19 protein-coding genes and 4 tRNA genes are annotated in these 22,298 nt (G+C 41.7%); 9 read left to right on the top strand and 14 right to left on the bottom strand.

Annotated elements, in window-relative coordinates; genetic code table 11:
• Positions 1 to 30: 30 nt before the first annotated feature.
• On the bottom strand, positions 31 to 960 hold the full coding sequence (locus FTV03_RS00840; RefSeq protein WP_180039500.1) for a DMT family transporter: 930 nt from the start codon (positions 958 to 960) through the stop codon (positions 31 to 33).
• A 103-nt stretch (positions 961 to 1,063) separates the two neighbouring features.
• Between FTV03_RS00840 and FTV03_RS00835 the strand changes: the two genes are divergently transcribed.
• Entirely contained in the window at positions 1,064 to 1,879 is an 816-nt protein-coding gene (locus tag FTV03_RS00835; protein WP_180039499.1) for a helix-turn-helix domain-containing protein, read from the top strand.
• A 96-nt stretch (positions 1,880 to 1,975) separates the two neighbouring features.
• Positions 1,976 to 2,749: a tetratricopeptide repeat protein gene (locus FTV03_RS00830; protein ID WP_180039497.1), complete on the top strand. Its 774-nt coding sequence runs from the start codon at positions 1,976 to 1,978 to the stop codon at positions 2,747 to 2,749.
• 51 nt (positions 2,750 to 2,800) lie between these two features.
• On the opposite strand, the gene FTV03_RS00825 is transcribed toward FTV03_RS00830, so the two are convergent.
• Positions 2,801 to 3,442 carry a fumarylacetoacetate hydrolase family protein gene (locus tag FTV03_RS00825; RefSeq protein ID WP_180039495.1) on the bottom strand — a complete coding sequence of 214 codons (642 nt, stop codon included), beginning with the start codon at positions 3,440 to 3,442 and terminating at the stop codon, positions 2,801 to 2,803.
• A 32-nt stretch (positions 3,443 to 3,474) separates the two neighbouring features.
• The gene (locus FTV03_RS00820; protein WP_180008423.1) at positions 3,475 to 3,972 is read right to left on the bottom strand and encodes a YcxB family protein; all 498 of its coding nucleotides are present in this window, start codon (positions 3,970 to 3,972) and stop codon (positions 3,475 to 3,477) included.
• A gap of 163 nt (positions 3,973 to 4,135) precedes the next feature.
• On the opposite strand from FTV03_RS00820, the gene FTV03_RS00815 reads away from it, so the two are divergent.
• The gene (locus FTV03_RS00815; protein WP_180039493.1) at positions 4,136 to 5,440 is read left to right on the top strand and encodes an SRPBCC family protein; all 1,305 of its coding nucleotides are present in this window, start codon (positions 4,136 to 4,138) and stop codon (positions 5,438 to 5,440) included.
• A gap of 92 nt (positions 5,441 to 5,532) precedes the next feature.
• Here FTV03_RS00815 and FTV03_RS00810 read toward each other — a convergent pair.
• From FTV03_RS00810 to FTV03_RS00795, 4 genes are all read right to left on the bottom strand, one after another.
• A tRNA-Arg gene (locus tag FTV03_RS00810) sits at positions 5,533 to 5,609 on the bottom strand.
• 504 nt (positions 5,610 to 6,113) lie between these two features.
• Positions 6,114 to 6,190 (bottom strand) — tRNA-Arg (locus FTV03_RS00805).
• A gap of 45 nt (positions 6,191 to 6,235) precedes the next feature.
• Positions 6,236 to 6,312 (bottom strand) — tRNA-Arg (locus FTV03_RS00800).
• Between the two features lie 15 nt (positions 6,313 to 6,327).
• A tRNA-Ser gene (locus FTV03_RS00795) sits at positions 6,328 to 6,417 on the bottom strand.
• A gap of 268 nt (positions 6,418 to 6,685) precedes the next feature.
• On the opposite strand from FTV03_RS00795, the gene rnr reads away from it, so the two are divergent.
• The 5 genes from rnr (at position 6,686) to FTV03_RS00770 (ending at position 12,950) form a co-directional block, all read left to right on the top strand.
• Positions 6,686 to 9,103 (top strand): ribonuclease R, encoded by a 2,418-nt coding sequence (gene rnr / locus FTV03_RS00790; protein WP_180039491.1) that lies wholly within the window; start codon positions 6,686 to 6,688, stop codon positions 9,101 to 9,103.
• Positions 9,104 to 9,264: 161 nt separating this feature from the next.
• Positions 9,265 to 11,304, top strand: coding sequence for a M3 family metallopeptidase (locus FTV03_RS00785; protein ID WP_180039489.1), 2,040 nt, complete (start codon positions 9,265 to 9,267; stop codon positions 11,302 to 11,304).
• 40 nt (positions 11,305 to 11,344) lie between these two features.
• Positions 11,345 to 11,554: a YheV family putative zinc ribbon protein gene (locus FTV03_RS00780; RefSeq protein ID WP_171256675.1), complete on the top strand. Its 210-nt coding sequence runs from the start codon at positions 11,345 to 11,347 to the stop codon at positions 11,552 to 11,554.
• A gap of 16 nt (positions 11,555 to 11,570) precedes the next feature.
• The gene (locus FTV03_RS00775; protein WP_180010531.1) at positions 11,571 to 12,008 is read left to right on the top strand and encodes a hypothetical protein; all 438 of its coding nucleotides are present in this window, start codon (positions 11,571 to 11,573) and stop codon (positions 12,006 to 12,008) included.
• A gap of 66 nt (positions 12,009 to 12,074) precedes the next feature.
• A complete protein-coding gene (locus tag FTV03_RS00770; RefSeq protein ID WP_180039488.1) occupies positions 12,075 to 12,950 on the top strand; it encodes a DMT family transporter in 876 nt (291 codons plus the stop codon).
• 87 nt (positions 12,951 to 13,037) lie between these two features.
• On the opposite strand, the gene FTV03_RS00765 is transcribed toward FTV03_RS00770, so the two are convergent.
• From FTV03_RS00765 to FTV03_RS00745, 5 genes are all read right to left on the bottom strand, one after another.
• Positions 13,038 to 15,323 (bottom strand): TRAP transporter large permease subunit, encoded by a 2,286-nt coding sequence (locus tag FTV03_RS00765; protein WP_180003463.1) that lies wholly within the window; start codon positions 15,321 to 15,323, stop codon positions 13,038 to 13,040.
• A 191-nt stretch (positions 15,324 to 15,514) separates the two neighbouring features.
• The gene (gene rrtA / locus FTV03_RS00760; protein WP_180039486.1) at positions 15,515 to 16,087 is read right to left on the bottom strand and encodes a rhombosortase; all 573 of its coding nucleotides are present in this window, start codon (positions 16,085 to 16,087) and stop codon (positions 15,515 to 15,517) included.
• A 43-nt stretch (positions 16,088 to 16,130) separates the two neighbouring features.
• Positions 16,131 to 17,195, bottom strand: a complete 1,065-nt coding sequence (locus tag FTV03_RS00755; RefSeq protein WP_180021620.1) for a hypothetical protein — start codon at positions 17,193 to 17,195, stop codon at positions 16,131 to 16,133.
• Between the two features lie 519 nt (positions 17,196 to 17,714).
• Positions 17,715 to 18,101: a hypothetical protein gene (locus FTV03_RS00750; protein ID WP_078189263.1), complete on the bottom strand. Its 387-nt coding sequence runs from the start codon at positions 18,099 to 18,101 to the stop codon at positions 17,715 to 17,717.
• Positions 18,094 to 18,351 carry a succinate dehydrogenase assembly factor 2 gene (locus tag FTV03_RS00745; RefSeq protein ID WP_078189264.1) on the bottom strand — a complete coding sequence of 86 codons (258 nt, stop codon included), beginning with the start codon at positions 18,349 to 18,351 and terminating at the stop codon, positions 18,094 to 18,096. Before FTV03_RS00745 ends, FTV03_RS00750 begins: the two co-directional genes overlap by 8 nt.
• Positions 18,352 to 18,532: 181 nt before the next feature.
• Between FTV03_RS00745 and FTV03_RS00740 the strand changes: the two genes are divergently transcribed.
• Entirely contained in the window at positions 18,533 to 19,705 is a 1,173-nt protein-coding gene (locus FTV03_RS00740) for an acyl-CoA dehydrogenase family protein (RefSeq protein ID WP_180003460.1), read from the top strand.
• A gap of 44 nt (positions 19,706 to 19,749) precedes the next feature.
• Here FTV03_RS00740 and FTV03_RS00735 read toward each other — a convergent pair whose 3' ends face one another.
• Positions 19,750 to 20,547, bottom strand: a complete 798-nt coding sequence (locus tag FTV03_RS00735) for an alpha/beta fold hydrolase (protein WP_368856481.1) — start codon at positions 20,545 to 20,547, stop codon at positions 19,750 to 19,752.
• Positions 20,548 to 20,681: 134 nt separating this feature from the next.
• Positions 20,682 to 22,172 (bottom strand): NAD(P)/FAD-dependent oxidoreductase, encoded by a 1,491-nt coding sequence (locus FTV03_RS00730; RefSeq protein WP_180039484.1) that lies wholly within the window; start codon positions 22,170 to 22,172, stop codon positions 20,682 to 20,684.
• Between the last annotated feature and the right edge of the window lie 126 nt (positions 22,173 to 22,298).

Raw genomic sequence — 22,298 nt, 5'->3', positions numbered from 1 at the left:
GTAGCTCTCCTTTTTTATTTATACATGATCTTAGGTCGCTGTGCGCTGACGTCCCATCAATTTAGCTAACCATCGATGCAAGGTTACCGTCATCACCCCGACCATTACTAAGGCCGTCCCCAAGATAAAGTTCAGTTCAATCGTTTCATTTAAGATCAATACGCCAAAGACCAGACCAAAGATTGGGGTAAGGAATGAAAATACGCCCAGACCATTGGCCAGATATTTACTTAACAGCCAAAACCACAACATCAGGCTGAAAAATGAAATAATGAGCACATGAAAAATCATGCTGCTGATGGACAATACGGTCCAATGTATAGTCATTTGTCCTGTCAGCCACGCCACAGGTAATAAAAACACACAACCACCAACTAACTGATAAAACAAGGTCTGAGTCGGAGGTGCATTAGAGAGTTTGGTGAGTCTTAATGAAATGGTGGTCAAGGCCCACATCACCCCTGCAAGTAATGCCATCGCATCACCCAACAGGGCTTGAGTGTTGACTGTAGTGCTACTTTCACGTCCCATAAACGACAGGACAATACCTGAAAAGGCAATAAAAATACCGACCCACTGGATCGCTGTAAGCTTTTCTTCAGGCAACTTCCAATGTAAACCTAATGCCACGAATATCGGTGCGGTATAGAGCAAGACAACAGTATGTGATGCAGAGGTATAGCGCAGGGATTCTGCCACTAAAATAAATTCAGCTGAAAATAAAAACGCCAACCAGATACCCGGTAGCAAGTATTCGCGTGTATATAAATGTGTTCCCGGCTTGAGACGAATCAGTGGAAAGACCAACAGCGCAGCCAGACCTGATCGAATGGCAATTTGCATGATCGGTGCAATATCAACCGCGGCCAATTTCAAAATGACCTGTTGAATCCCTAAAATCATGCACAAAATAATCATCAGACCAGAAGCTTTTGCATCTAGCGCCTTACGCTGTTCCACACTATTTACTCGGCAATACGACAAGCAACACTATAGAACTGTCAGAAATAAAATATATACTTCAAAATAGACAAGTGATCTTCTTATTCAGGCAAAATTTCTCATGCGTCATAAAGCTCGTGTAGATCATACGCAGTTCCAGCAACTTACCACTAACGATGAAATTCAAGCAGCGCTGTGGATCAGTTTTCGTGACGATCCTGCACTGTCTGTTTATCCCGTTCATGGGCATGCTTGGGGCGAGTTTGTCTATGCCTTTAATGGCGTAATGGAAGTGAACATCAATCAGATAGACTATATTACTCCACCGCCTTATGGCATTTGGCTTCCTCCACATTTAGAACACAGTGGTTTAAATCGTACTGCGGTTTCACATGGAACCTTATATGTACATGAATCGCTATGTACTCACTTACCGAAACAACCAGGGATTTTACTCAGCTCGCCCTTAGTCCCCGCGATCTTCAGCCATTTGCGTCTGTTGCACCAACAAGCCGACCTCTTGGAAAATACCGCCGAATATCAACGCTTACTCCATGTGATCTTAGATCAACTGCATCAAGCCAAATTGGTCAGTAGCTATTTACCGCATTCGGAACACCCTGCCCTCAAACAACTGCTTGATTATTTACATCAACATCCTGCGGATCAGAGCGCGCTTGAGCAATTGGCACAGCGGATAAACATGACGGAACGTACTCTGGCACGTTATTGTCAAAAAGAACTTGGGATGTCGCTGCATGAATGGCGACAACGCCTCAAAGTCATGAAAGCCATGTCGATGCTCAACGCAGGTCAAACCGTCGAAAATATTGCTTTAGAACTTGGTTATGCCAATGCCTCGGCGTTTATAAATATGTTTAAAAAATGGATGCTTTGCACCCCAGATCAGTTTAGAAAATCTGCCTTAAAGCCCTAAATTTGTTTAAATTTAGCTATAAGGGTCTCTATAAAGTGATTCAACAATCCGCTAAGATCAAAAAATCCACAAAGAATGATAATGACTCCCTTTCGAATGAATAAAAAAACCATTTTAGCGCTGTGTTTATCTGCCGTATTTTTAACGGCTTGTAGTTCCAAAGAACAGCGTGAATTTAATTCTGCACTCAAAACCGCTCAAACGGGCGATGCGACTGCACAAATGAAAGTGGGTGATTTATACCTCAGTGGAACGGGCACAGAACAAAATATCGAACAAAGTGTACATTGGTACAAAGCTGCTGCGGATCAAGGCACTACGGACGCATTCGCATGGTTGATGACTCAAGCCTACCAAGGAAACCCGCATGCAGATCAAGTGATTCGAAAGATGCAGCAAGATGGCAATATTTTCCTTGCACACTGGGTGCTAGACCTTGCAAAAAAGACTCATGATCCTGCTGCTGAATATACCGTTGGGTGGATGTATGACACTGGAAAAGGCTTAATTCAAGATAAACACCAAGCGCAAATTTGGTATGAAAAAGCCGCCAAACAAAAGAATGTCGAGGCGATCAAAATCTTGGGAAATCAACACTATTTTTCTGAACATCCTTCGTCTACACCCGACAAAGCTGCCGAATATTTAAGCTATGCTGCAGAACAAGGGCAAGATGCCGACTCCGCGATGAAAATGGCACATTATTATCATTATGACATTCGTGATGGTGAAAAAGCGCGACAATGGTATGCCAAAGCAGGTGCATTGGGAGACACCGACTCACAGCATATGGCCGAGACCTATGAAACATGGAAAGACACCGGCCCTTTACAACCGAATGAGCCACCGCAATCAAGCAGCACTGAATAGATCAATCAAAAAAGGCTGCATTAAGCAGCCTTTTTGTATGTCGTTCACAGATTATTTGACAAAAGTTGTCCAAACAAAATCCTGATTTTTGCCTTTCAGGGTCATTTTCAACTGCTCACCTGACTGTAGTGCCGCAACACCCGCAGGCGTACCCGTCATGACCACATCACCCACTTCAAGACTAAATACTTGGCTAATATCGGCCAGTAATGTACCCACATCAAAAATCAGCAATGCGGTATCACCGTTCTGACGCAGTTCATCATTGACATGCAAGGTATAATGTACATCTTTCCAATCTTGAACCACCTCTTGGACATCGACCCAATCCGCAAGGATGCAAGAACCATCATAAGCTTTGGCACGTTCCCACGGCTGACCTTTTTTCTTTAAGTCATCTTGTAGATCACGCAAAGTCAGATCTAGGCCCAAAGTCACAGCTCCAACTGCTTCTAAGGCTTTGAGAGGATCAGTTTCAGCCGATAAAGGACGATCAATACGTAAACTTAATTCGCATTCATAGTGGCAACTGCCCCATGCAGGATTCCATGAGATGCCTTGCTCTAATGCGGTTAATGCACTTGGCGGCTTCATAAAAAGCACAGGACGGTCAGGAATTGCATTGCCTAATTCTTTGGCATGATCTGCATAACTACGACCGACGCAAACAATTTTAGATGGACGTGACTGCATACTACTCCCTCTTTTGTTATGAATAGATTGTCTTAGTGCTGAAAAGTATTGCTAAAAATCGCTTGGTCCGCAGTATCTTTAAATGCACTTTTCGGCACAATAATCACGGTTTTATTTTTCAGCTCAAGCATATAGGTCAATTTGCCTTCAGCAAAATTGGCCACTTCAGCATAATGGAAGATATTCTTACGACCATTGGCATGAATTTCTGCATAGTCTTGAAATAAATCAATACCTTGTTCACTTTTTCCTAATTGGTATTTTACAAACTGGCGTTTAAACATCATCGGTAAAAACCAATAACGCATGATACCTTGAAGAAGTAAAAAGAAAGCACCCAGCCCAACATAGTAGGCACCGACACCATTTACACCTAAGTAAAAACCCCAGATGATAATCCCAAGGCTAATGGCTGGCGTTAAAAAACGCGTAAATTGCTTTTTGCCAAAAGTAGCTAGTGCAAAACCATCCTGTGATTCTTCTAGATTTAAAAAATAGCGCAGCGATAATGCAGGTAGATTTTCAGACATAAGCGTATGAATATTTAAAAATGAATTGCGCTAAATACTACACCACAATTCAAACTTGCTTCATGCTTTTTAATGGTCGGTTGTAACACATCACTACTTCCCTTCCCTCTAGAAATACGTTAAAAACAGCAACAAATAAAAGATTGCATACGCAGGATGTGACATGCAGATAACAAAAATAATCATGGTGCTGGTGTTTCTGAGTGGACTGAGCATATCGACCAGTTGGGCCAAATTCGTTCAATGGCAACCCCAGATCCCTAGTAGTTTGGACTTATTTAATGGCAATGCCAAAGCCTTGGCAAATCTTGCCGGTGATCACATCGTGATTTTTGCACATCCTTCACAGCAAATTAGTCTACCCACGATGAAAGCAGGACAAAAAGTCGTTGGTAAATTTCAAAGTGCCGCGGTGGTTGTCCCAACCAACAGTAAAAATGTCGCCAGATTACTCAGTAATTATCCAAACTACGCCGGCTTATTTCCCACGCTAAAATCTGCTGAGGTTTTGCAACAGCAAGGTTCAACCAGCCAAGTTAAATACCGCATCCATATCCCGACACCTATTCCGGTTTTAAACTTTAAAGAAACCGTGGTGATGCAGCACCAAATTCAGCACAACAGCATTAATAGTTTGATTCTAGAAGCACCAGTGTCCTTTGGTGCAGGGAAAATTGAATGGTTTGAGATTGATGCACAACACACCTTGATTAGTGTGACCCAATGGGGCGATTTAAATCAGCCCAAAGGTTTTTTGTTTAGCAAAATATTAAATGCCTTACCCGATGCCAAATTAGGGATTCCTGCGGGAACCAATGGTTTTTTACTCGAATCATTACAGCGCCGATTTAAAGCCTTTAGTAGTGAAACTCTCGCTGCAAATCAATTGCCTGAACTCAAATTGAATGCCTCTCAACTCGACAAAATCACCCAATTAAGTCAAAGCTCGAAAGAACCTGTGTCCTTTATTTTGACAGCGCAGCGCGTTCCCTTTGGGCAAAATTATGAATTGATGCGCTTTAGCACCAGTTTTCAATATTATGCACAAGAGCCTTCGAGCTTACAGCGCTGGATTAATGTGTCTTCGTTCAAGCACTTATTTCCAAGACAAGTCAAACATATGCAAGTGCAGAAAATTAATCCGCACCTCATGGATGCCGACTATAAAATTTCGGTGGGTTTAGGTGTGATCAATATTCCCTTTGATTTTAAGATGCGTTTTAACTATCCCGACTTACTGCAAAATCAATATACCGCAACAGGTGGGGACTTAAAGTTTGTCCGAGGTGCAATGCATATTCGCCCCTTACAACAAGGGTCGTTATTACAATTGACCAGTGCGGTGAAGATTGATGACAAAGCACCGTTTTTACTTCGTGCTATGCGCAGTATGCCGTATCACTACATGTTACCGGCTTTAGGCGGAAATACGGTCTTTGCACTCAAAGTTAAACAAAAGCTAAGTTAGAACCTTGATTGATGAACTGAATTTATTGTTTTTAGCTATATTTCAGACACAAAAAAACCGCAACATGTGCGGTTTTTCAATCTTGATCAAGTTGGTGCGCTCAGAGAGATTCGAACTCCCGACCCCTTAGTTCGTAGCCAAGTGCTCTATCCAGCTGAGCTATGAGCGCGACGTCTTGATGAGGCTCATTATACGTGATTTTTATTTTTTGTTAAGAGCTTTTTCATATAAATTTAACCAAACGCACAGCAAATAAACAATTGCCCTTTAAACACGCTAAAAATCAGCCAAATTTACTTTTTAAAGGGCTTTTGCATCACAAGTTTGGAATCTAAAGTTAGCTGTACTCACTTATAAATGCTCAAGATAGATAACAAGTATATCGCCATCATTGAATCACGGCTTTAAATGAGTCAACTTTTCCTTGCCTTAGATTTAAAAAATTGCATCACCATGAACATCTGAAATAAGGTTTTATCTACCAAAGAAAGCAAAATCAAATTTACTGATGGATCGTCTTATAAAATAGAACGCTTTATACAATCTAAGTAAGAGACAAAAGACAAAAGACAAAAGACAAAAGACAAAAGACAAAAGACAAAAGACAGGCTGCATCAAAGCGATAAATCACAAGCACAAAAAAACCGCAACATGTGCGGTAATTTGTTCAAGTTGGTGCGCTCAGAGAGATTCGAACTCCCGACCCCTTAGTTCGTAGCCAAGTGCTCTATCCAGCTGAGCTATGAGCGCGTAACTTGTGTCGTCTTAAAAGACTACGTTTTCAGATTTACTTATTGGTGCGCTCAGAGAGATTCGAACTCCCGACCCCTTAGTTCGTAGCCAAGTGCTCTATCCAGCTGAGCTATGAGCGCGACATAAGTAAATCGTGGCGGTGAGAGAGGGATTCGAACCCTCGATACAGTTGCCCGTATGCATCCTTAGCAGGGATGTGGTTTCAGCCACTCACCCATCTCACCGTAACGTGCCGCCATAATACAAAGATCATGATACGACTGCAAGCACAGTCGTTATATTTTTTTCATTTTTTTACTCAATTAGATATTTTTTAAACGATTTTCAAAAAATTAGTGCAAAATTAGTTCAGCACGCGCTGCTATCCCCTACTTTTCAGCTTTAAACATTATAAAATATCGGCATAAAACACTTTATTGCAATCAATTGCGTGCAGTATCTGCTTGCATGACTTATGCTAATCCTAATCTTCTGATTTGAAGCCAAATACATATGAAAAACTGGGTCGACCCTGAAGCAAAAGCTGAAGCCGAACGTTATGACAATCCAATTCCAAGCCGTACTCTGATTCAAGAGACGATTGAACAACTGAAAACTGCAATGTCGCATGCCGATCTTGTAGAACATTTTGAAATTGCCGATCAAAAAAGTATTGATGCACTGAGTCATCGTCTGATTGCGATGGTTCGAGATGGTCAGTTGATGAAAGATGGATTTAAGTTCCAGCTTGCAGCTGAGCAACCGACTCATGAAGCAACGGTTTATATCAACTCAAAAGGTTTAGGCACAGCCAATATTAGCGGTGAAGATGACCTTTTACTTCCTGAACGTGAGTTGCGTCAGGTGTTTAATGGTGACCGTGTTAAAGTCCGCCAAACATCGGTAGACCGTAAAGGCAAGGCATGGGGCTTTATTACTGAAGTTCTACAGCATCGTGTCAAAGAAATTATTGGTAAAGTGTCTGAATATGAAGGTGAATATTTTATTCAGCCGGCAAATCCCAATGCACACCAACCGATTACTTTAGAAAAAGAATTAATCGAGCATGCCAAAGTCAAACTCGGCGACTCTGTGCGTATTGCGATTGACAGCTACCCAACCAAAGAAGAATTTGCGACAGGCCATATTGTTCAGTCGATGGCTGATAAAGCAGACACTGAAATTATTATTCCGCAAACCATTTTAGAGTTTGGTTTACCTTACGAATTCCCTGAAGCGGTACAACAAGAAGCTGACAGCTTTAAAGAACCCTCAGAACAAGACCGTGAAGGTCGTGTCGATTTACGTGATTTAGCGCTTGTCACCATTGATGGCGAAGATGCCCGCGACTTCGATGATGCCGTGTATGCGGAAAAACGTCCAGGTGGTGGTTATCGTGTTGTGGTGGCAATTGCCGATGTCAGCCATTATGTACGTCCGGGTAAACCACTCGATGACGAAGCTCAAGAGCGCGGTACATCGGTGTACTTCCCTCATTTTGTATTGCCGATGTTGCCTGAAGCGCTGTCGAATGGTTTATGTTCTTTGAACCCACACCTAGACCGCTTATGTATGGTTTGTGATTTAAACTTATCTCGCGCGGGTCGTGTTACCAAGTTTGAATTCTATCCGGGTGTGATGCATTCAAAAGCTCGTTTGACCTATACCCAAGTTGCCGAATATTTTGAAGGTAATAGTCAAGCCATTCCTGAAGACCGTGATGTACGTAAATCGGTCAATACCTTATTCCAATTGTATCAAGTGTTGAAAGGCTTACGTGCTGAACGCCACGCGATGGAATTTGAAACCGTTGAAACTTATATGACCTTTGACGAGCTTGGCGGTATTAATGAAATACTACCGCGTAGCCGTAATGATGCACACAAACTGATTGAAGAATGTATGTTGCTGGCAAACGTTGCAGCGGCAGAATATGCATTAAAAAATGAAATTCCGATGCTGTACCGTGTGCATGAACCACCTGAGTTCTCACGTATTCAAAAGGTTCGTGATTTTGTGAAGTTATTGGGGCTGCCATTCCCTGAACAGCCGACTCAAGCTGACTATCAAGCCGTAATCGATGCCACCAAAGACCGTATTGATGCTCCAAGCATTCATGCCGTTTTACTCCGCTCAATGATGCAAGCCTATTATGGCGCGAACAATGCAGGTCACTTTGGCTTGGCTTATGAAGCGTATACGCATTTCACCTCCCCAATCCGTCGTTATCCAGACTTGTTACTTCACCGTGCCATCAAAGCACAATTGAAGAAAAAACCTTATCCAATTTCTGGTGCTTCGCTGGATGATGCAGGTGAACACTTCTCTGCGACCGAGCGCCGTGCAGATGAAGCTTCACGTTCTGTCACTACATGGTTGAAGTGCCATTACATGCAGCAGCATTTGGGTGAAGAGTTTGTCGGTACCATCAGTGCAACTGCTGAATTTGGCCTGTTTGTAACGCTCAAAGACTTATATGTTGATGGCATGATCCACGTCAGCCAATTGGGTGATGACTTCTTTGTCTATGACCAACCAAGTCAGAGCTTAATTGGTCAATCTCGAGGTCAAGTTTTCAGTCTCGGCGATGAAGTGAAAATTAAAGTTGCTGGTGTAAATCTAGAAGAGCGCAAAATCGACTTTGAATTGATTCAACAATTGAGCCATGCAGGTCGCGCTATTCGCGCACGTGCCCCTCGTGTTGCAAAACCTACAGCCAAAGAAGAAGTCTTTTCAGAACGTAAAACCAACGCTGCTGAAGATGGAGAACAGCCCATACGACGCAAAAAGTCGAAATCTAAGCCCAGTTCATTCGGTAAAAAGCCTGCTAAAAAATCTGCAAGCAAATCTGAAGCGAAGGCTAAAGATAAAGTGAAGAAAAAATCTAAACCGAAAAAGAAAAAATCCAATGCAAAATCATCTGCGGATTAAGCTTTAAATCAAGAGCGCTTCGGCGCTCTTTTTTGATTCTTAAGATCAGTGAAGACTTCGCGCCCTCTGCAGAAGATGAATAATTCCTGATTTAGTCTTGATTTAACCCGCAACAAACCCTACATCTATAAATAACTCAGGATTTATATGAAGTAGAAAATATGACTTTAGAAAAGGCAACTTTGCCCGTTCCTCAATTTGATCAAATTACCTTAGATCAACTCAAAGAAAAAATTCAAAATGCGATTCAACAAGGTCAACAATTTCTAAATGAACTGACGGTTGTTCCAGATTCGGTACAAAAACAACTGAATACTTTAGAACAGGTCGATGACCTTGAAAATAATATGAGTGAAGCTTGGGGCGTGCTATCGCATCTGAATGCCGTGATGAATAATGCTGAAACTCGTGAACTCTACCAATCTTTATTACCTGGCCTGAGTGAGTACTATACGCAGCTAGGTCAACATACAGCGTTGTATCAAACGTATCAGCATGTACATGACAACAGTGTATTTGACACCCTTCCTGCAGCACAGCAAAGCGCAATTAAACTTGCATTACGAGATTTTAAACTTTCAGGTGTAGCCTTAGAAGACGAAGCGAAAAAACGCTATGCAGAAATATCTGCTCGACTTTCGCAATTATCATCAGACTTTTCCAATCACGTATTGGATGCCACCCAAGCCTACTTCAAACCTTTAACTGAAGCGCAGCTCAAAGGACTACCTCAAGGCAGTATTGAACTTCTGAAACAATATGGTCAGCAACGCGAACTCGAACAGGCTGTAGCCACACTCGACTTCCCGTCTTATATTGCCATTATGACCTATGCAGAAGACCGCGAAGTGCGTGAAGCGCTCTATAAAGCCTATACCACACGTGCTTCTGATCAGGCAGACTCTGCTGAATTTGACAATACAGCAGTCATGGAAGAAATCTTGAAGCTACGTCAGGAAATGGCAAGCCTGCTTGGTTTTAACAACTACGCCGAATTGTCCTTGGCAAGCAAAATGGCACCCGATGTAGCAACTGTAGATCAGTTCCTGATTGAACTGGCAGAACATGCGCGTGCACCAGCAGAGAAAGAAATCGCTGAACTGAAAGCCATTGCAGCGCAAGACGGTATCACTGAGTTACAACCGTGGGATGCCACTTTCTATTCAGAAAAACTCAAAGTTCAACAGTTTAATTTGTCACAAGAAGACCTGAAGCCCTATTTCCCTGCACCTAAAATTATTCAAGGCTTGTTCAGCATTGTAAATCGTCTCTATGGCATCAATGTAATCGAGCGTGAAGCGCCTGTTTGGCATCCTGATGCACGTTATTTTGAACTTGAAGATCAAGGCAGCGTGATTGGCGGTTTTTACTTTGACCTGTATGCACGAAGCGGTAAACGTGGCGGCGCATGGATGAGCGGCTTCCGTTCACGCATGCAAACTGAAAATGGTCTGCAAAAACCAATTTGCTACATGGTCTGCAACTTTACCCCACCTGTCGGTGAGCAAGCTGCTTTACTTACCCATGATGAAGTAACGACGTTGTTCCACGAATTTGGTCATGGCTTACATCACATGCTCACTGAAGTCGATAATATTGCTGTGGCTGGTACCCATGGCGTGGCGTGGGATGCAGTAGAGCTACCAAGTCAATTCATGGAATTTTGGACTTGGGATCAAGAAAGTTTAGATTTACTCAGTGAACATATCGAATCAAAACAAACTTTACCAGCCGATCTGCTAAAAGCACTGCAAGATGCACGTTTCTTCCAGTCTGGGATGCAAACTTTACGTCAAATTGAATTTGCCATGTTTGACTTAAATATCCATAAGGCCAACCCTGCTTTGAACGCTGCAGGCATCCAACAAACCTTAGATGATATTCGTCAAAAATATGCAGTTGCACCCACTACTTCGTACAACCGTTTCCAACATGGTTTCAGTCATATCTTTGCAGGTGGTTACGCTGCTGGTTATTATTCATACAAATGGGCAGAGGTTTTGGCAAGTGATGCCTTCGACCGATTCGAAAATGAAGGAATTTTTAATACTTCGACTGGCAAGTCGTTTAGACAATTTATTCTAGCAGTTGGCGGAAAAGATACGGCACTTGACGCATTTATCAATTTCCGCGGACGCGAGCCAAAAATAGATGCTTTGCTGCGTCATCAAGGTTGGACGAACGCATCTAAAAACGCTTAAACTAGGGACCTTAGTTAGATTCAAGGTAAGTATGATGACCATTAAACGACGCTTCATTGCAGGTGCAAAATGTCCAAAATGCCAAGCGATGGACCGGGTTGTCATGCTGACCTCTGGCGAAGACGAATGGATCGAATGCATTGATTGTGGTTACAGTGAAAATCGACCGACTCATGTCGATCAACCTGAACAACCTGCCGTGCCAGACGATATCGGTGTGATCCAATTTAAGCCACGTCAGCCTAAATAAAAATTAAGGTCAAGCAATGACAGAAGATCAAAGACATAATCCAAAATTGTTAGTTGGAATCATTGGGGGCTTAACGTTATTGATTGCTATCTTTTTTGCATACCAATGGTTAAGCAGCAGTACAGCAGATAAATCTGCACTTCAAGAAGAACTGGTCGCTGCACCGGCTAAACCGCCTGTTGCAACCCCTGTCCAATCTGAGACTGAAGCATCAGTCCCTACCGCAGAGACTGAAACCATTAAATTGGTCGAAGAAGACATTTTAGATGCAGCTGTGCCTGAAAATGCCTCTTTAGCCAAAGAGGAAATTGCCAAATTAGATGACATTCAACAACAATTGAATGATCAGGAGCAAAGCTTAAAACAGCAACATTCAGATGCAGATGAGCTGATTAAACTGAAAGAAGAACAAATTAAATTACTCGAAGCACAGTTAGCACAACAAGCAAAATAACCGACTTCTGCTACACCATGCGTACTTATAGGCTAGAATATCATCAGATTTTCTAGCCTTTTTGTTATGTCCACTACTACACCACAAAATATCCCCAAAGCAATTGGCTTTCTCATGCTATCAGCGCTGCTTTTTTCCATTATGGGGGTTTGTATACGCTACGCATCCCACACAGTAGATAATGCCACCATCGTATTTTTTCGCAATGCGGTTGGCTTATTGATCTTTCTACCTTTGATCCTACAAAAGGGCAGCACATTTTTTAGAACTGAAAAATTGTGGATGCATACATGGCGTTCAATTGTAGGCTTGGTGGCAATGTATGGCTTTTTTTATGCCATCGCACACTTAAAACTCTCCAATGCCATGGTCTTCACCTATTCCTCGCCGATCTTCATCCCCTTAATTGCATGGTTATTTTTAAAAGAAAAAATGACCCTGAGTATGCTCATTGCCGCAGTCATTGGTTTGATTGGCGTCCTCTTCGTCGCAAAGCCCGATGCAGGAATGTTCAATCAGTTATCACTCATCGGACTGACCGCAAGCTTCTTGGCAGCCATGGCATTTGTCACTGTCCGTGCCCTTACAGCAACAGAACCGCCTGAACGCATTGTGTTTTATTTCTGCTTTTTTGGCACACTTATTTCCATGATCCCAATGTTTTGGCTCTGGCGTCCCTATAGTTTAAAAGAGTTAGCTTTTCTGATTACAGCGGGACTTTTGGCCAATATCAGTCAAATTTTTATGTCCAATGCCTATAAGCTCGCACCCGCAGGTCAAATTGGCCCCGTGAACTATATCACGATTATTTTTGCAGGTATTTGGGGCTTTGTTCTTTGGCAGGAACTGCCAGACATTTACAGCCTATTCGGCTTTGCTTTTATATTTTTAGCGATTTTGCTCTGTAGTCCAATCCTACAAAATAAGTTTAAAAAGTCATAAAGATTCAAACCATTTACCATCAAATGCACAGCCCCTTATTCAATAAAAAAGCACCCGAAGGTGCTTTTTTAATGCTTCAAAATTAATTTATTGATACCAACCAAACAGCTTAAAGAAATACGGCAGATACGCAATAATCAACATTGCAGGGAACAGCACAATCAGCGGCAAAATCCAACGTTCATAACGGTAATAAAACGACAAGTGACGAACTTCAGCATCCGCTTCATTGACTTCAGCATCCCCTATCGACTGTCGGGCCAAGAGGTGGTTCAATGCAACTGGAGGCGTAACATAACCTAGCTCAAAACCAATGAGTGTAATCATCCAAAAATGCACAGGATGAATACCGTATTGATAGGCTACAGGAGCAATAGTTGCAGAAATTAAAATGACTGCGCCAAACGGATCCATAATCATACCCACAAAGACCATCAATCCGACAATCAATGTGATAACCAAAAAAGTACTGCTGATATCAGTTGGGAATAAACTCATGACTTCAGTACGCTCTAGCAATCCACCAACGCTTACCGAAAGCGCCATCAAAATAACCAAAGCACCGATATGTCCAACGGTTTCACTGGTCGAAATATGCATCGACTTCCAAAAACCAACTTGACGTAGAATCTGCATAGAGCTGGATTGAGCCACTGTATGATTCGCAGCCTGCCCATCATCTGTGCTATTACCATGTAATCCTTCACGGTATTCTGCATGTGCAACCTGTGCGCCGGCTAAAGCAGGTTCAGCATTCGCACTATAATTTGCTGTTAGTGTTTCATCCCAATGCCCAACTGCTGACAATGGTGCTGGCTGATGACGTAATTTATCCACTAAAACGATCATCAGCAGAATAACAGGCATCATGACTGGTGCAGTAAATTCATTTAAATCTGTATTCAATAAATATTTATAGAACATCCAAATCAGCACGAAAATCACAATATAAGGAATAACGGCTAAGAAGGCACGTCCTGACTGCGGCGCTGCCACATTGGCTTGAGCAATACGGAACTTATGTTCTGCAAAAAATAACGACACAATTAAAAACATCGTAGATGTCAGCAAGAACGTATAAATACCATATTGATAAAGCAGATCCGTGGTCACTTCTTTATTTAGCGATGCAACAACCACAATCAATAAGCATGGACGTAAAACCACCCCAAGCGAACCGGACATTGCTGTTGCAGCCAAGGCAAATTGACGGCGTCCGCCAGCGTTCCACACTTCCTTATAAATAATCGCGCCTGCCGCAATGACAAAGATCCCCGATGCTCCAGTATAGGCTGTAGGCAATGCTGCTGCGATTAAAATCAGCCATGTTAAAGTCTCAGGAGCTAAGTTCCATGGGCGTAAAATATTCAAGAATAAATCTACGACACGGGTTTGCTTCAACAACATACCCGCCCAAATGAATAACGCTAGATTCAGGAAAATACTTGAAAACTCGACCAATTGCCCTAAATAGATGCCTTGCCCCATCGGGTAGTCCATAAAGAAGATAAAGGCGATACCTGTAATCAACGCCATATACGCATATAAAGGCACGCTTAGGAACGCGAAACTAAGACTACCGCCCTCTTTGGCATCTTTTGGCGGACTAAACAATTGCAAAACACTGATCAATGTCAGGATTGAGAACAGCGTCATCCACATCCAATAAATCAGTTCAGTTTCGGTGGTCATTGGAACTCCCGAATTTTTCACTGAATTGAATTGGCTGATACTTGAGTAGGTTAACAGTCCATTACCGAAGCTCATCATCAGGCTATAAACACGATAATCCTTCTTGGTTGCAGGACCGCGTAGACCAATATGATGAATTTTCAATGTCGCACTAATCGCAGCTATAACCACCATAAAAATCAACAAAATGGCGCGATTTTCAGTACCAAATTTAAAGATACCGAAGAAGCTTGTTTCAAAATTACGATAGGCGCGAATACTCGGATGCTTCTCCATATGTTGCATGGCTTTATCATAAAATTGATACTTTTCTTCACACTGCTGCACACTCGCTAAAATAGACGAACGAACGTCATTCTCAGATGCCGTACCAAAAAAATCAGCAAACTCATCTGCTGCATTGGCTTGCATTTGAGTTTTCACCAACGCATCGACATTCGGGTTACGGTCACATTCAGGCTTGGTCGGTTCTGCACGTAAAAATGAATACTGCATCCCAATGCTTTCATTACCATACAAACGCTCACCAGTACGCAGAAGCTGACCATGAATCATCTCCCCTGTACCGATAATCAATGTAAGCAGAAGCAAGATCAACACGACTAGAGTCGAAATCCATTCTGTCCAGACATACCTTAACAGCCCGACGATGCCGGATCTGTTTTGTGCATCATTTTGCATGAGTCTTCCTATTTTTTATTTTGGAGCCTAGCGGTGCCAAGCATCCTTTTCCTTATCGGCTCGAGAAGTTCCTTTCCCTGACCTAACTGTTTTATTATTACGTTTAAATTTGCATCAATATTCAAAACATTAAAATGACAATATGTATTTTCTTTTCGTTTTTTTTTGTCAACCCAATCACCTAAAGTGCGCTAGCGATCCCAGAAATAATTACCAATAAGATAAAACAAGGCGATGATAATGCCCCAAATCACCCCCAATAAATGGGCTTCGACTAAAACGGGGCTTCCTATTAATTCTGCCGTTCCGGTATTCCCCATGGTATTTTCCCACACCAATTTTGCCAAAATCAGCAAGAGAACAAAGGCTGCAAAATTTCGCTCCCGTTTATACATTAAATGTACGCAAGCGACCGCAACATAGGCGCCATGCAAGACACCAGATAATCCGGCATAGGCTTCAATATCGGAAAGGAAAAAATAGAAACTCAGACTGATTAAAGGGGATAAAATCAATAAGATGGCAACAAAGTGCCATATTGAAACTCTTGGAAAAATAAACGGTAAGCAGATAAAGGCCAACATATTTAAAGCAAAATGAATCCAACCGACGTGAACCCAATGGGCAGTCCATAAGCGCCAAAAGTCATGAAATAAATCATCTTGCCAATAGATAAAATAATCTTTAAATACCTGTAGCGAGGCACAGATCGAAACGAATACGGCAAGAAAGACAATTTTCGGTATTAAAAATTGTAGTTTCATTTTCGCTCCTCCTGTACCTCACTTTTAAACGCTATTGCAAAGATTAATTTGCAGCTGTGCCACTGGTTTCAATATCACCACTAAACAAATCATCGAGTTCAGAACTATTGGCACTTTCATCCCAGAAATGTTCCATACCATCATCAGCCGTACGAACGCCTGTATGTTCAGTCCAATAACGATCTGAAATCCCTTTCACCATGGTTTCAGCCATGCTATCGATGAGCTTAAATTGTGGATTAACAGGTTTCTCATCGCTACGCGCTTGTGCAAAGGTACGTAAGGCATCACGGATTTTCGCATCATCGCCACTGGCTTGTGCAGCAACCGCATATAAAGCATGTGACAGTCTCACACCCTTTTGCTCACCAATTTGCGTAGATTGTTTCAATGTTTGGTATGGATCAGGTTTTCCATCACCTGCACCCGGCAATAACGTCCAGATCACAGCGCGGGTTGCATTTGGTGCGCCCCAGAATTTTTCATTATTCAGACATACCATACCGCGTTCAACAATCGCAGCAATGTCTTTTGGAACGTTTACCGCCCCACCTGAGTTAATATCATTGGTCATGGCCTGTAAGCCACTTAACATTCCCAACATATACACTGTTTGGTCAATGTCGCTGTTCATTTTTGGACAGCCTTCACCTAGACTTTTCTTATACTTCTTTTCAAAACGATCTTGAAATAATTGATAGCCGGTATATTGACGCTGTGCAGCAAGTGCCGCCCAACGCTTTTGCTCAACACGAGCATCCTGTGCTTCGGATACTTGGTTAGCTTTAGATGCACGTAAATAGCGTAACTCTGCATCCAAGGCTTTTTGTTCTGCACAAATCCCTGCTGCTGAATACATCAACACAGCCACACGTGTTGGGTCTGCGCCCATATCTTTGGTGGCCATAATGGCTGGAGTTAATGAATTACCTGAATTACACACCATTTCAGCATCTTCCATGGCTAAAATTGGTGGCACAATATGTTTTTCTGTAAATCCGAGTGCAACATTAGCACCGGTTTTTACAACCTGCGAACAACCCGCGAATAATGTACTTGTTATTGCTACAACTGCCACACCCTGGCATATTTTTTGGACGCTCGACATTTTCCTGTCCTCTATAATTGTGTTTATGTCCATCACGACAAACATATCAGAAGCAAAAAATGAATAAAAGAGTATTTGCTCTAATTTGAACGACACACTGTGCCATGAATCACGCTGAATGCAATTGACTGATTTTTTACAAAGACTAAATTTTAGGCAAAAAAAAGTAGCATAGCGACGGTTCGGCACATGCTACTTATTAACTGTGAAAGCGTTTGACTGCTTATTTTTGAGTTAACTGTTCCTTCAGCACTGTTCCCAGTCGTCCTATAACAATTGCTAACACAATCGCTATTACCAGAAACATCCAAGTTGGCATCATCATGATGATTTCCCTTAACGGCTGTTGGTAAGGCTAATATATAGGCAGAGAATCACCGCACAGCTTAAAATTGTCAGACAATTTAAATATTTTGCCAATAAATTTCAATCCTGTCAGACAAGATTATTTTACCCACAATATAAGATAATGAAATATTTGCATTTTATTGAATTTTAAAAATAAAGGCTGTCTAACAATTAGATCATTTTGGCCAATACTTTGAGTGATTTCCACTGTTTCAATGACAATTGATCGCGCCAAATAATCACTGGTTTTGCACGTGCATGCATAAAATACACCACAATATACATTTGATGATCCAAAATATGGCTTATTTGAACGCGTTGCACCGGGCGGTTGAGTCGTTGCAAAGACCAATCAGTTCCATCCAAATAATCTAGACTGGTGACGTGTAAATGCTTACGGAAAAACAGAACATAAACCACTAGTCCAATGAGGAAAAATATCCCCCAAAGCATGGGTGTTAGTAACTGATAAAGCAGCGTCATCAATACCGCAAAAATAAAAAACTGAAACGCATGCGATAAAAAACTGCGTTTCAGTTTGAATTGCCGATTATCCATGAACGTAATGTTTTAATTTTTGAATAAACGTTTTTAATTCAGGACGTGGCGGTTCACTAACTTCCATAAACCAATCCAACAAATCTGGATCTTCTGCAGCAACGAGTTCTGCAAACATGTCTTTTTCAGCTGCATCGGCTTGTAAATAGTAATTTTTGACGTAGGGATCAAAATAAACATCAATCTCTTTTAAACCACGACGTGCACGGTAGATCACTTTACGCTCTTCTAAGCTGATTTCATCAGTCATTGTCTTCCCCAATCGTTGAACCCGTCTAGTGTAACTCATCCACCCCATTGAAGTGGAGTGTTTTCACAGATTGACCGAATACTTCATCGCATTCCCTGCTTTTGAATGTTCTGCACATTGCAGTCACTCGCTGCATCTTATAAGTTGAGACAAAGCCATAAAAATGAATAGGATATTCAAAATGCAATCTGGAGCGATTCGCCCACTCAACAACATGCTGCCACGTCAATTATTTAATGCAGAACATGATGCATTTCGTGAAACAGTACGAAAATTTTATGAAAAAGAAGTCATACCTAATATCGAAAAATACGAAAATCAGCAACACGTTGACCGTGACTTATGGAATAAAGCCGGTGCCATGGGCTTACTTTGCCCGACCATGCCCGAAGCTTATGGCGGCTATGGTGTAGACCGACTCTATAGCATGATTCTGATTGAAGAGCAGGCCTATGCTATGGACTCCTCTACCGGCTTTTCACTGCACTCCGACATCGTGGCCAATTATATTCATAACTTTGGCAATGAAGAACAAAAGTTGCATTGGCTGCCGAAAATGGCATCTGGCGAAACCGTGACTGCCATTGCAATGACCGAACCGGGCACAGGTTCAGACCTACAAGCCGTACGCACAACCGCTACAGAAGATGGTGATGACTATATTATTAATGGGTCAAAAATCTTTATCACCAATGGCTATTTATGTGACATGGCAATTGTGGTCTGCAAGACAGGCAATAGTGAAAAAGGTTCAGCCAATTTATCGCTAATTATCGTCGAGGCAGATCGCGTCGGTTTTAGTAAAGGCAAACCTTTAAACAAAATTGGCATGAAAGGTCAGGATACCTGTGAACTGTTCTTTGACAATGTCCGCGTCCCTAAAAGCAACTTACTTGGCATGCAAGGTATGGGCTTTATGATGCTGATGAAGGAATTGGCTTGGGAACGTATGTTGGTCGCGATTATTTGCCAAGCCGGTGCAGAAGCAGCCTTTGCGCACACTGTTCAATACACCAAAGAGCGTAAGGCATTTGGCAAGACCGTATCTAGTTTCCAAAACACCCGTTTTAAATTGGCAGAGCTACGCACTGAAATCGATTTTTGTCGAACTTATCTAGACCGTTGTATGGAGCTGCAACTTGTGGAACAGCTCGGTATTGACGCAGCCGCAGCTGCTAAATACAAAATTTCAGAGATGTTCTCCAAAGTCGTGGATGAATGTCTGCAGTTGCATGGTGGCTATGGCTATATGCTTGAATATCCAATTGCACGGGCTTATATTGACAATCGAGCCAATCGTATTTATGCCGGTACCAATGAAATTATGAAAGAGCTGATTTCCCGCTCTTTATAACAAATAAGCCCATCAGATGATGGGCTTTTTTCATTCTTTCGATATCAACTTAAATCATTCACAAAATCACAGATGAGTGCAGCGACCAATGCGGGTTGCTCTTTGTGCGGCATGTGATGAAGCCCTTCCAAAATCTCTAGCTCTGCATCAGCTTTTATACCCGAAAAAAGTTTCTGAGCTTGTGCTGTCGTCCCGTATTCATCCAGTTCTCCATGGATGATCAAGCTTGGACACTGTACTTTTCCAACATAATCTTCGAGGTTCCATTGACGGAAACTTGGTGAAAGCCAAGTTTCCGTCCAAGCATCCAAAACCCACTGGGCTTTATCCCCATGGTATTTAGCCAAGCGTTCAAGCTGTCCCGGCTGCGCAAAACCTGTTTTGGCTTCACGTATACCCGATAATGTCAGTTCTTCCACTTCATACTGCGCAGCTATGGTAATCAGACCATAACATTGTTCAGTATATTCACTGACAATCACGACTGACATTCCCCCGCCAACACTATGCCCCATCACGATAAACTGTTGAATGGAATAATGTTGAAGAAGTGCCTTAAAGCCCTGCCGCGCTTCAGCATAGACAAAATCTGTACTTAATAGATGAGGATTCGCTGACGATCGGCCAAAACCCAATCGATCATAGGCAATCACCGTTCTGCCAGACTCAGCAGCCAATTGCGCAGGAAAATCACGCCACAAATCAACACTCCCCAGTGAATCATGCATCAATATAATCGGGGCCAAAGTTGCATCTTTATCTGCTGTTTCAGGCTGCCAAGCTTTGGTATATAGCTCATAATCATTTAATTTTATAAATTCTGAATGTTCTTGATTCTTCACATTAACCCTGTGTACATTTCCTTATTTTCAACATGATATATTTTTCAACAAATAATACGCATCAAATAAAATCCTAAAGTCACACATCTAAAGTAAAAAAAAGAAGCATCATGCTCCTTTTTTATGTAATAGACTTAAGAAACTAATCTGGGTTTAGCAGCCACTTGATCAGACTTTTTTTCAAATTTCAGCACTCCATCTTCAAATGAAGCATGCTTTAATTCTTTACGATCTGCCAAATAGTTATTGCTGACTTTCCACGGTGCATGTTTACCCTGTTTTGGCATCACATCTGCCGCACGTGCAATATAACCTGAAGTCAAGCTTCCCATTACTGTGTCTTCTAACAACTCGGTCGCATCGCCTTGTGGAATCACTTGGTTATAACCATTTTGATCCATATAGTTAATCAATTTACAGATGTATTCAGAAGCAATATCGACTTTTAAAGTCCATGAAGCATTAATATAGCCAATAATCATCGCCATATTTGGTACATCACTGACCATCACGCCACGGTACAACATATGCTTAGAGGTATTTAATGGCTGTCCATCGATTGTGGCACTGATCCCGCCTAGAATTTGAATGTTGAGTCCTGTAGCTGAAATCACCACGTCCGCTTCTAAATGTTTACCTGATTTTAATTGAATGCCATTTTCAGTAAAACTTTCAATTTGATCGGTTTCAACAGATGCACGGCCTTCGCGTAAAATTTTAAACAAATCACCATCTGGCACCACACAAAGGCGCTGATCCCAAGGATTGTAATCTGGGGTAAAGTGCTTCATATCCACTTTACCTTTCAACTGCAACTCAATTGATTTTAATAAAAATTTACGGAGTAATTTAGGTTGCTTTTGTGCAACAGCATAAACAGCCCGCTGTACACCGATATTCCGTGCACGGGTAAGTTTATAAGCAACATCTTCAGGTAATACTTTACGCATCTTGTCATAAATGATGTCAATAGAAGGTACTGAGGCAATATAAGTTGGAGAACGCTGTAGCATGGTCACATGCCCTGCACCGCCTTTTGCCATAGCTGGTACCAAGGTAATCGCTGTTGCTCCACTGCCAATAATCACCACTTTTTTGCCTGCATAATTAAAATTTTCAGGCCAATGTTGTGGATGAATGAAGGTACCTTTGAACTTTTCCTGCCCTTTAAACTCAGGTTGGAACCCTTGGTCATAATTATAATAACCTGTACAGCCAAAGACGAAATTTGCAACCCAAGTTTGTTGTTTCTTCTTCGCATCTTCAATAACAACAGACCATTTACGAGTCAGTGAGTCGTAATTTGCACTCACAACACGATGTTGAAAATGAATTTTTTCTTTGATCTTATATTCGTCAATCACTTCAGAAAGGTAGCCTTTAATCGAAGACCCATCAGCAAGCACACTAGATTTTTTCCACGGCTTAAAATTAAAGCCAAAAGTTGACATGTCCGAATCAGAACGAATACCCGGATATTTAAAAAGATCCCATGTACCACCGAAACTTTCACGACGTTCAATAATTTCAAATGAACGATTTGGACATTTTTTTGAAAGATGCGCAGCCAAACCTACACCGGAGATCCCTGCACCTACAATGAGAATATCAACTTGTTTTTCCATGTTGTTCTTTTAACCTATCTTAGATTTATATTTATTAAATCACATTTTTGACAATGCACAATGTCAAGTTTAAGCAAAAGGCGATTTATTTTTATCTTTTAAGGACAAATTGAATTATTGTCTAAC

The organism is Acinetobacter sp. YH12218 (genome assembly GCF_013417925.1).
Lineage (GTDB): Bacteria > Pseudomonadota > Gammaproteobacteria > Pseudomonadales > Moraxellaceae > Acinetobacter > Acinetobacter amyesii.
The sequence above is the reverse complement of the archived record's forward strand: the minus strand, read 5'-3'. Positions and strand labels throughout refer to the sequence as shown.

What these genes read in the sequence shown, in the direction of transcription:
- FTV03_RS00745 (WP_078189264.1), bottom strand. Translation starts at nt 18,351, where the DNA reads ATGACTGATGAAATCAGCTTAGAAGAGCGTAAAGTGATCTACCGTGCA.
- FTV03_RS00765 (WP_180003463.1), bottom strand. Translation starts at nt 15,323, where the DNA reads ATGCAAAATGATGCACAAAACAGATCCGGCATCGTCGGGCTGTTAAGG.
- FTV03_RS00835 (WP_180039499.1), top strand. Translation starts at nt 1,064, where the DNA reads ATGCGTCATAAAGCTCGTGTAGATCATACGCAGTTCCAGCAACTTACC.
- FTV03_RS00750 (WP_078189263.1), bottom strand. Translation starts at nt 18,101, where the DNA reads ATGGATAATCGGCAATTCAAACTGAAACGCAGTTTTTTATCGCATGCG.
- FTV03_RS00815 (WP_180039493.1), top strand. Translation starts at nt 4,136, where the DNA reads ATGCAGATAACAAAAATAATCATGGTGCTGGTGTTTCTGAGTGGACTG.
- rnr (WP_180039491.1), top strand. Translation starts at nt 6,686, where the DNA reads ATGAAAAACTGGGTCGACCCTGAAGCAAAAGCTGAAGCCGAACGTTAT.
- FTV03_RS00825 (WP_180039495.1), bottom strand. Translation starts at nt 3,442, where the DNA reads ATGCAGTCACGTCCATCTAAAATTGTTTGCGTCGGTCGTAGTTATGCA.
- FTV03_RS00785 (WP_180039489.1), top strand. Translation starts at nt 9,265, where the DNA reads ATGACTTTAGAAAAGGCAACTTTGCCCGTTCCTCAATTTGATCAAATT.
- FTV03_RS00770 (WP_180039488.1), top strand. Translation starts at nt 12,075, where the DNA reads ATGTCCACTACTACACCACAAAATATCCCCAAAGCAATTGGCTTTCTC.
- FTV03_RS00830 (WP_180039497.1), top strand. Translation starts at nt 1,976, where the DNA reads ATGAATAAAAAAACCATTTTAGCGCTGTGTTTATCTGCCGTATTTTTA.
- FTV03_RS00755 (WP_180021620.1), bottom strand. Translation starts at nt 17,195, where the DNA reads ATGTCGAGCGTCCAAAAAATATGCCAGGGTGTGGCAGTTGTAGCAATA.
- rrtA (WP_180039486.1), bottom strand. Translation starts at nt 16,087, where the DNA reads ATGAAACTACAATTTTTAATACCGAAAATTGTCTTTCTTGCCGTATTC.
- FTV03_RS00775 (WP_180010531.1), top strand. Translation starts at nt 11,571, where the DNA reads ATGACAGAAGATCAAAGACATAATCCAAAATTGTTAGTTGGAATCATT.
- FTV03_RS00820 (WP_180008423.1), bottom strand. Translation starts at nt 3,972, where the DNA reads ATGTCTGAAAATCTACCTGCATTATCGCTGCGCTATTTTTTAAATCTA.
- FTV03_RS00730 (WP_180039484.1), bottom strand. Translation starts at nt 22,172, where the DNA reads ATGGAAAAACAAGTTGATATTCTCATTGTAGGTGCAGGGATCTCCGGT.
- FTV03_RS00740 (WP_180003460.1), top strand. Translation starts at nt 18,533, where the DNA reads ATGCAATCTGGAGCGATTCGCCCACTCAACAACATGCTGCCACGTCAA.